Genomic DNA, 7516 nt, shown 5'->3' with positions numbered 1-7516 from the left:
TCTTCAACATTCTCACGCTCCATTAACCCCAAAGGATCAAGCGACGCCGCTTGATGCCCACGAATTCGATAAGCACTAATCAGCTGAAGCACTTTAACTTGCTTCGCATCATGCTCTGACACTGCGCTTGCAGGAGTTGCAGAGCTAGCTGTTAACGCTTTGTTTTTTGAAATATGGAGAAATTGCTCGCGTACCGTAGAATGCGGTACGTCTTTGGCTGAATAGCCATCGACACGAGGAAGTTGATCAAAATAAGAACGCCACTCTTCTGGCACACTATTGGGATCGCTTAGATAAGAGTCATAAAGTTGTTCAACATAAACTAAATTGCCACCGGCCAGATGGGATGTCTGCCAGAGTAGCGCCATGTTGTTGTCTTGCATTAAATATTCGCCTTGTTAGCATCAAATGCGGACCGAGTTTTCCTTAAAAGCAATGAACACAAGCACGAAAAAGCGATTGCGAAACTTCCTTGGTTTGGGGGGATAACCCCGTCCCGGTATTTGAACACACCTTTGCCGCCTTTTAAGCAGCAAACTGCTCTAAAACTGCCCTTCACGTTATTGGGATAGCAAATAACAAAAAGGAGCAATAGATCCCGTTTAGTATAGCGACTTTTACATTAATTTGAGAAATATTTACCTACTTTTAAGCAAAAAAAAGCCGCTTAACAAAGCGGCTTTTAATTTGCTGCTCAACAAGTGAACAATTAAGTAGAACGCTGCAACAACATTCCACGAATATGACCGATTGCGCGTGTCGGATTTAATCCCTTAGGACAAACGTTCACACAGTTCATAATGCCACGGCAACGGAAGACACTAAACGGGTCATCCAAGTCTGCCAATCGCTCTTGTGTAGCCGTATCACGAGAATCAGCTAAGAACCGATAAGCCTGCAAAAGACCTGAAGGTCCAACAAACTTATCAGGGTTCCACCAGAAAGAAGGACAAGCAGTTGAACAACATGCACACAAGATACATTCGTATAGACCGTCTAGTTTCTCGCGCTCCTCAGGAGTTTGTAGACGCTCAATAGCTGGAGCCGGCGTATCATTAATCAAGAACGGCTTAATTTTCTCGTACTGCTTGTAGAACATAGACATGTCCACAACCAAGTCACGGATAACTGGAAGCCCAGGAAGCGGACGAATAACCAACTTCCCTTTCTTAACAACATCCGATAACGGCGTAATACAAGCAAGTCCATTTTTACCATTCATGTTTAAACCGTCAGACCCGCAAACACCCTCACGGCACGAGCGACGATATGCAACAGATGAATCTTTCGCCTTCACAAGGTGAAGCACATCAAGAACCATCAAGTCTTTACCCTCAGGAATCACGACCTCGATGTCTTCCATGTAAGGAACCTGATCTTTCTCAGGATTGTAGCGATAAATACTAACTAACATTGATAACTCCTAGTATGAGCGAACTTTCGGAGGGAAAGCCTCTACCGTTTTCGGCGCAAAGTTCACGTCACGCTTTGTCAATTCCTTGGTCACTGGGTTAAAGATGGAATGCTTCAACCAGTTCTCATCATCACGCTCAGTAAAGTCATTACGAGCGTGCGCACCACGACTCTCTTTACGACCTTCAGCACTCACTGCCGTAGCAACTGCCACTTCGTAAAGGTTATCAAGCTCAAGCGCTTCAATACGCGCAGTATTGAAAGCTTGACTCTTATCTTCAAGATGTACGTTCTTCAAACGCTCTCCGATCTCTTCAAGCATTTTCAGACCTTTCTGCATGCTTTCACCTTCACGGAATACACCAAAGTAAAGCTGCATCGTACGCTGCAAATCTTCTTTAACAGCAACCGTACTCTCACCAGAAGTAGAGCTATTCAAGCGATTAACTCGAGATAATGCCTGCTCAACATCGGACTCACTAGCCTCGTCATGAACAAGACCTTCGCGAATAGATTTCTCAATTTGTAGGCCCGCTGCGCGTCCAAATACGACCAAGTCAAGCAGCGAGTTACCACCAAGACGGTTCGCACCATGAACAGATACACAAGCAGCCTCACCACAAGCGTATAAACCTTCTATGATTTGATCGTTACCGTTTGAGTCCTGCATGATCGCTTCACCACCAATGTTAGTAGGGATACCACCCATCATGTAGTGACAAGTTGGAACAACAGGAACCGGCGCTTTCACTGGATCAACGTGCGCAAATGTCTTCGACAATTCACAAATACCAGGAAGGCGCAAATTCAAGGTCTCTTCACCCAGGTGATCAAGCTTAAGAAGAACGTGGTCTTTCTTCGGACCACAGCCACGACCTTCAAGAATCTCCATTACCATAGAGCGCGCAACAACATCGCGTCCAGCAAGGTCTTTAGCATTCGGCGCATAACGTTCCATGAAACGCTCACCTTCACTGTTAATCAAGTAACCGCCTTCACCACGACAACCTTCAGTAACGAGAGTACCCGCGCCATAAATACCAGTCGGGTGGAACTGCCACATTTCCATGTCTTGACCATGGAAGCCTGCACGCAATGCCATACCCATGCCATCACCAGTATTGATCAATGCATTCGTAGTCGATTCATAAATACGACCAGCACCGCCTGTCGCCATGACAGTCGCTTTCGCTTTGATATATACCGTCTCACCAGTTTCGATACAGATAGCGATAACGCCTACAACAGCACCTTTCTGGTTCTTAACCAAATCTACCGCATACCATTCATTAAGGAATGTCGTTCCACCTTTCAAGTTACCTTGATAAAGCGCATGCAACAAAGCGTGACCAGTACGGTCAGCCGCTGCGCAAGTACGTGCCGCTTGAGTTGGGTTGTCAGGCCCTTTTGATTGACCGCCAAACGGACGCTGGTAAATACGACCTTCTTCTGTTCGAGAGAAAGGAAGTCCCATATGATCAAGCTCGAAAACCGCTTGAGGGCCAACTGAACACATGTACTCAATCGCGTCTTGGTCACCGATGTAATCAGACCCTTTAACAGTGTCATACATATGCCAACGCCAATCATCGTTTGGGTCCGCACTTGCAATAGCGCAAGTGATACCACCTTGAGCAGAAACCGTGTGCGAACGCGTAGGGAATACTTTAGTGATACAAGCAGTCTTAACGCCAGATTCTGTCAACTGTAGCGCTGCGCGCATACCAGAACCGCCGCCACCGATAACGATCGCATCGTAATTTAATGTTCTTAATCCTGCCATGTTAAATCACCCCCACAGAATCTGAATGCCCCAAACAACGTAGGCAAACAACACTACGCCGAAAAAGGCTTGAAAGCTCAAACGAACCGCTGTCGAACGCATGTAGTCCGTCGACACAGTCCACAACCCAACCCACGCATGAGCACCAATACAAAGAAGCGCAAGCAAAGAGAAAATACGCATCGCAGTGCACGCAAACAAGCCGCTCCATTGCTCATAAGTAAGCTCAGGGTTATAAATCAGATAACCCAAAATAAATACTGTATAGGCAGCCAAAACGACTGCAGTAAAACGCTGAATGATCCAATCGGAAAGACCGTTACGACCAAAACTAGTAACACTAGCTACCATATCCAAACCCCCGCCAGAACGATTAGAACCACTGAAAGAACGATTGTGATCTGTGCGCCGAGCTCACCGCCCTCGATCGTTTCGCCAACACCGAGATCCATAATTAAGTGCTTCACACCAGCAACCAAGTGATAAAGCAACGCCGATACAACACCCCAAATGATGAATTTAACCAAGGCATTATCGAAAAGCGCCTTCGCTTCAGCGAAGCCTTGCTCACTACTCAGTGACAAATCCAACCCATACATTAAAAACACCAAGCCAACAAACAACATAACACCAGTGATACGGTGCGCGATTGAAGTTAAAGCAGGCAAAGGGAATTTAAACTGAGTCAAGTCAAGATTGACTGGTCTTTTATTCTCCACGGCTATCTTCTCTCTTTTAATAAATCGATGATGAACACATCATGTTCAATAACGAACTTATAGAAAACGCAGATCACAAAGTTCGCTTATATTTTTTAAAATGGCGAAATCAAAACGCTAAGAAAAACAAAGCTCTGACGTCGGCGCGAGGATTATATTGATGGGTTAAAACAAACACAACCAAACGCACATTTTATCGTTATTCAGCCTAGTTATACCGACTGCAATTGACAATCCTGCCCAACACCCTATAGTGGTTCGCCTTAGCATTTACGCTAGCTATGCTTTCGCTTCACTAGTGCAAATCTTAGAAAGGATAGACGATCAGATCGAAACTCGCTTTGGCGATCATAAAAAACACGGTCACCTTAATACTGACAATACAAAACGCCGCTATGCCAACCGCATTTCGGGGTAGATTCAAGCAATAGGAGAAAACAATGACTGATAAGAAAGCTCAGTTATTGGTAGATGGCAAAACCATCGACTTACCAATGTACTCAGGTACTGTTGGACCAGACGTAATAGACGTACGAAGCCTCGTATCTGAAGGCTTGTTCACTTACGACCCAGGCTTTGTATCCACTGCGGCTTGCGAATCAGCCATTACATATATCGACGGCGGTAAAGGTGTTCTTTTACACCGCGGCTACGCAATCGACGATCTTGCTGAAAATTCTGACTATCTAGAGTTATGCCACCTTCTTCTTCACGGAGAGCTGCCAACTAAAGAAGAAAGTGAAGCTTTCCGCGCCACAGTTCGCAACCACACCATGGTTCACGACCAAGTAAATCAGTTCTTCCGTGGTTTCCGTCGTGATGCACACCCAATGGCTATTATGTGTGGTGTCGTTGGAGCATTATCTGCTTTTTACCATGACTCAATGGACATTACTGAAGCACAAGATCGTGAGATCGCCGGCTTCCGCCTAATCGCGAAAATGCCAACAATTGCCGCAATGTGTTACAAGTACTCGATTGGCCAGCCATTCATGTACCCGAACAATGATTTGGGTTATGCAGAGAACTTCCTGCACATGATGTTCAGCACTCCTGCTGGCGATGTTAAATTTGATCCAGCAATTGTTCGCGCAATGGATCGTATTTTCATGCTTCATGCTGACCACGAACAAAACGCATCAACATCAACAGTTCGTCTTGCGGGTTCTACCGGAGCAAATCCATTCGCATGTATTGCGTCTGGTATTGCAGCACTTTGGGGTCCTGCACACGGCGGCGCAAACGAAGCTGTGTTGAGCATGCTCAACGAAATTGGCGACGTTGCAAACATTGACGAATTCGTTGCTAAAGCAAAAGACAAGAATGATCCATTCCGTCTTATGGGCTTCGGTCACCGCGTCTATAAGAACTTTGACCCACGCGCTAAAGTTATGCGCGAAACATGCGAAGAAGTTCTGTCTGTACTAGGCCTAGAGAACGACCCACTTCTCAAGATTGCGAAGCGACTAGAGCAAATTGCTCTTGAAGACGAATACTTCATCGCTCGTAAGTTATACCCGAATGTAGACTTCTACTCAGGCATTATCCTTAAAGCAATCGGTATCCCTGAGTCGATGTTCACAGTGATCTTCGCAATGTCTCGTACAATTGGTTGGTTTGCTCACTGGAATGAAATGGTCAGCGAGAACTACCGAATTGGTCGCCCTCGTCAGCTTTACAAAGGCTACGACAAGCGTGACTATCCTGCGTAACAAGCGGGCACAAAAAAACCGCTCAATTAGCGGTTTTTTTGTGCCCAATCAAAATCAATTAAAGACTTAAAGCCCGCGCAATTCGATCCCTACTAATACGAAGCACTTCTTTACGATCGACATTAAGAGCATCAATTGGCTCTAAAAATTCTATCGAGGCATAGACTTTCTTCTGACTTAAAATACGAACCAAGGTCTCGCCGAAACTGTCATCACCAGCGTAAGCCGCTTCTCGCATCGTATTCCCCGACTTATCAAAATAACGAAGCGCTATTGGTTGAACCTGACAACCAACTCGAACAGCTGACTCAACAAACATCCCATAAAAAGGCAACAAATGAGATCCATCGGAGGTTGTTGACTCTGGGAAAACGATGACCGATCTACCCGAGCGAAGCTTGTCCTCTAACTTTGGAATACTGCGATAGGCCTGAAACTTGTTACTTCTATCAACATACACAGACCCCATACGCCGCGTAAATGTACCTATGAATGGCCAGTCTTCAACATCATGACGAGAAACAAAAGCAAGAGGCTCAGCATGATTCAAAATAACCGTATCAACCCATGACACATGGTTTGCCAAAAACAAGTTACCTTGCGCTAAGGGCGTACCTTTCACTTCTAACTCAACATTAAGAGAGCGCACCAAATCCTTCACCCAATATCGGAAAGGCGCATAATCATTAAGCTCTTTGTCTTCGATTTTAGAAGCTCGAGGAAAGCGATGAATCGACTCTATTACCGTTGCGCCCCCCAAAATATTCAAGCCTAATCGCGCACAGCGTGGGGGAACAAGAAGTTTTGACATCATAGTTTCAATCTAATTATTTGGCTTTAGGCGGCTCATCTCTGGTGAATACCCATGTATCTCCTTCACTAAGCTCCGTGTTAAACCTATAACCCTCATAGTCAAAGCCCTTTAATAACTCTACATCGGTAATATTCTTATCCGCTGCATATCGGACCATTAAGCCACGTGCTTTCTTGGCATAGAAGCTAACAATTTTGTATGCACCGTTTTTAAGATCCTTAAACACTGGCGTAATAATCCGCGCGTTTAGTTCTTTCTTATCTACTGCCTTAAAGTATTCATTTGACGCCAAATTTATAACCAAGCGCTCGGAATCACTTAAGTCTTCATTTAGGAGATTAGAGATCTCCGCCCCCCAGAATTTGTATAAATTCGGGCCACGATCATTCTGAAATTTAATGCCCATTTCTAGCCGATAGGCCTGCATTAAATCTAAGGGACGCAATAAACCATAAAGTCCAGACAATATCCGCACTTGGCTCTGTAAATACTCAACCTGTGGACCAGACATCGTCTCTACGTTTACCCCTGTATAGACATCACCTTTAAAGGCATAGACAGCTTGCTTTGAATTTTGAAGACTGAACGGTTGAGACCATGCAGCAAAGCGCTCAACATTTAATTCAGCAATAGTGTCACTGACGCCCATCAATGCCTTTACATCTGCTGCAGATAAATTTTTAGCGCCTTCAATTAGCTCCGCTGAATGATCAAGCATTCTTGGAGTCGTAAAATCATCCGTCAATGCAGCATTTTCGTAATCAAGCGTCTTAGCGGGTGACAATAAAAACAACATTCAACTCTTCCTCGTTCGTACACAATAATGCTCGAAGCTATGTCGAGCATTCTCTTAAAAAGTTATACAAGCCTTCAGGATCAAAAGGCCAATCCAATTCTTTCTTGGTATCCGAGTCAATAATTACGGGAATTCTATTACCGTAGACCTCTACCAAAGCAGCACTTGAAGCAATATCCAAATTTTCAACATTTAACTGAAAGTCATGCACCTTCATCATTTCATTAAATTGCTCAACTACATCAACGGCTAATTCACATAGATGACATGCAGTTGTGC

8 protein-coding genes and 1 pseudogene are annotated in these 7516 nt (G+C 44.7%); 1 reads left to right on the top strand and 8 read right to left on the bottom strand.

What is annotated here, in order from left to right; all coding sequences use genetic code 11:
- From A3739_RS03810 to sdhC, 5 genes and pseudogenes are all read right to left on the bottom strand, one after another.
- Positions 1-383: pseudogene (locus A3739_RS03810) on the bottom strand (2-oxoglutarate dehydrogenase E1 component); the annotation flags it as partial.
- A 326-nt stretch (positions 384-709) separates the two neighbouring features.
- Positions 710-1414 (bottom strand): succinate dehydrogenase iron-sulfur subunit, encoded by a 705-nt coding sequence (locus tag A3739_RS03805; protein ID WP_068482148.1) that lies wholly within the window; start codon positions 1412-1414, stop codon positions 710-712.
- 9 nt (positions 1415-1423) lie between these two features.
- On the bottom strand, positions 1424-3196 hold the full coding sequence (sdhA, locus tag A3739_RS03800) for a succinate dehydrogenase flavoprotein subunit (protein WP_068482145.1): 1773 nt from the start codon (positions 3194-3196) through the stop codon (positions 1424-1426).
- Between the two features lie 6 nt (positions 3197-3202).
- Positions 3203-3547, bottom strand: a complete 345-nt coding sequence (sdhD, locus tag A3739_RS03795) for a succinate dehydrogenase, hydrophobic membrane anchor protein (protein WP_068473757.1) — start codon at positions 3545-3547, stop codon at positions 3203-3205.
- Positions 3541-3915: a succinate dehydrogenase, cytochrome b556 subunit gene (sdhC, locus tag A3739_RS03790; RefSeq protein ID WP_068482142.1), complete on the bottom strand. Its 375-nt coding sequence runs from the start codon at positions 3913-3915 to the stop codon at positions 3541-3543. The genes sdhD and sdhC overlap by 7 nt, the downstream gene beginning before the upstream one ends.
- A 440-nt stretch (positions 3916-4355) precedes the next feature.
- On the opposite strand from sdhC, the gene gltA reads away from it, so the two are divergent.
- Entirely contained in the window at positions 4356-5627 is a 1272-nt protein-coding gene (gene gltA, locus A3739_RS03785) for a citrate synthase (RefSeq protein WP_068482138.1), read from the top strand.
- Positions 5628-5685: 58 nt separating this feature from the next.
- Here gltA and A3739_RS03780 read toward each other — a convergent pair whose 3' ends face one another.
- From A3739_RS03780 to A3739_RS03770, 3 genes are all read right to left on the bottom strand, one after another.
- Positions 5686-6441: a 1-acyl-sn-glycerol-3-phosphate acyltransferase gene (locus tag A3739_RS03780; protein WP_068475697.1), complete on the bottom strand. Its 756-nt coding sequence runs from the start codon at positions 6439-6441 to the stop codon at positions 5686-5688.
- A gap of 13 nt (positions 6442-6454) precedes the next feature.
- Positions 6455-7237: a peroxide stress protein YaaA gene (gene yaaA, locus A3739_RS03775; protein ID WP_068482135.1), complete on the bottom strand. Its 783-nt coding sequence runs from the start codon at positions 7235-7237 to the stop codon at positions 6455-6457.
- A 37-nt stretch (positions 7238-7274) separates the two neighbouring features.
- On the bottom strand, positions 7275-7516 hold a 242-nt coding region (locus A3739_RS03770), incomplete at its 5' end, for a glutaredoxin family protein (protein WP_068500376.1).

This window comes from Oleiphilus sp. HI0067 (genome assembly GCF_001635735.1).
This window is presented reverse-complemented; position numbering and strand designations above follow the sequence as displayed.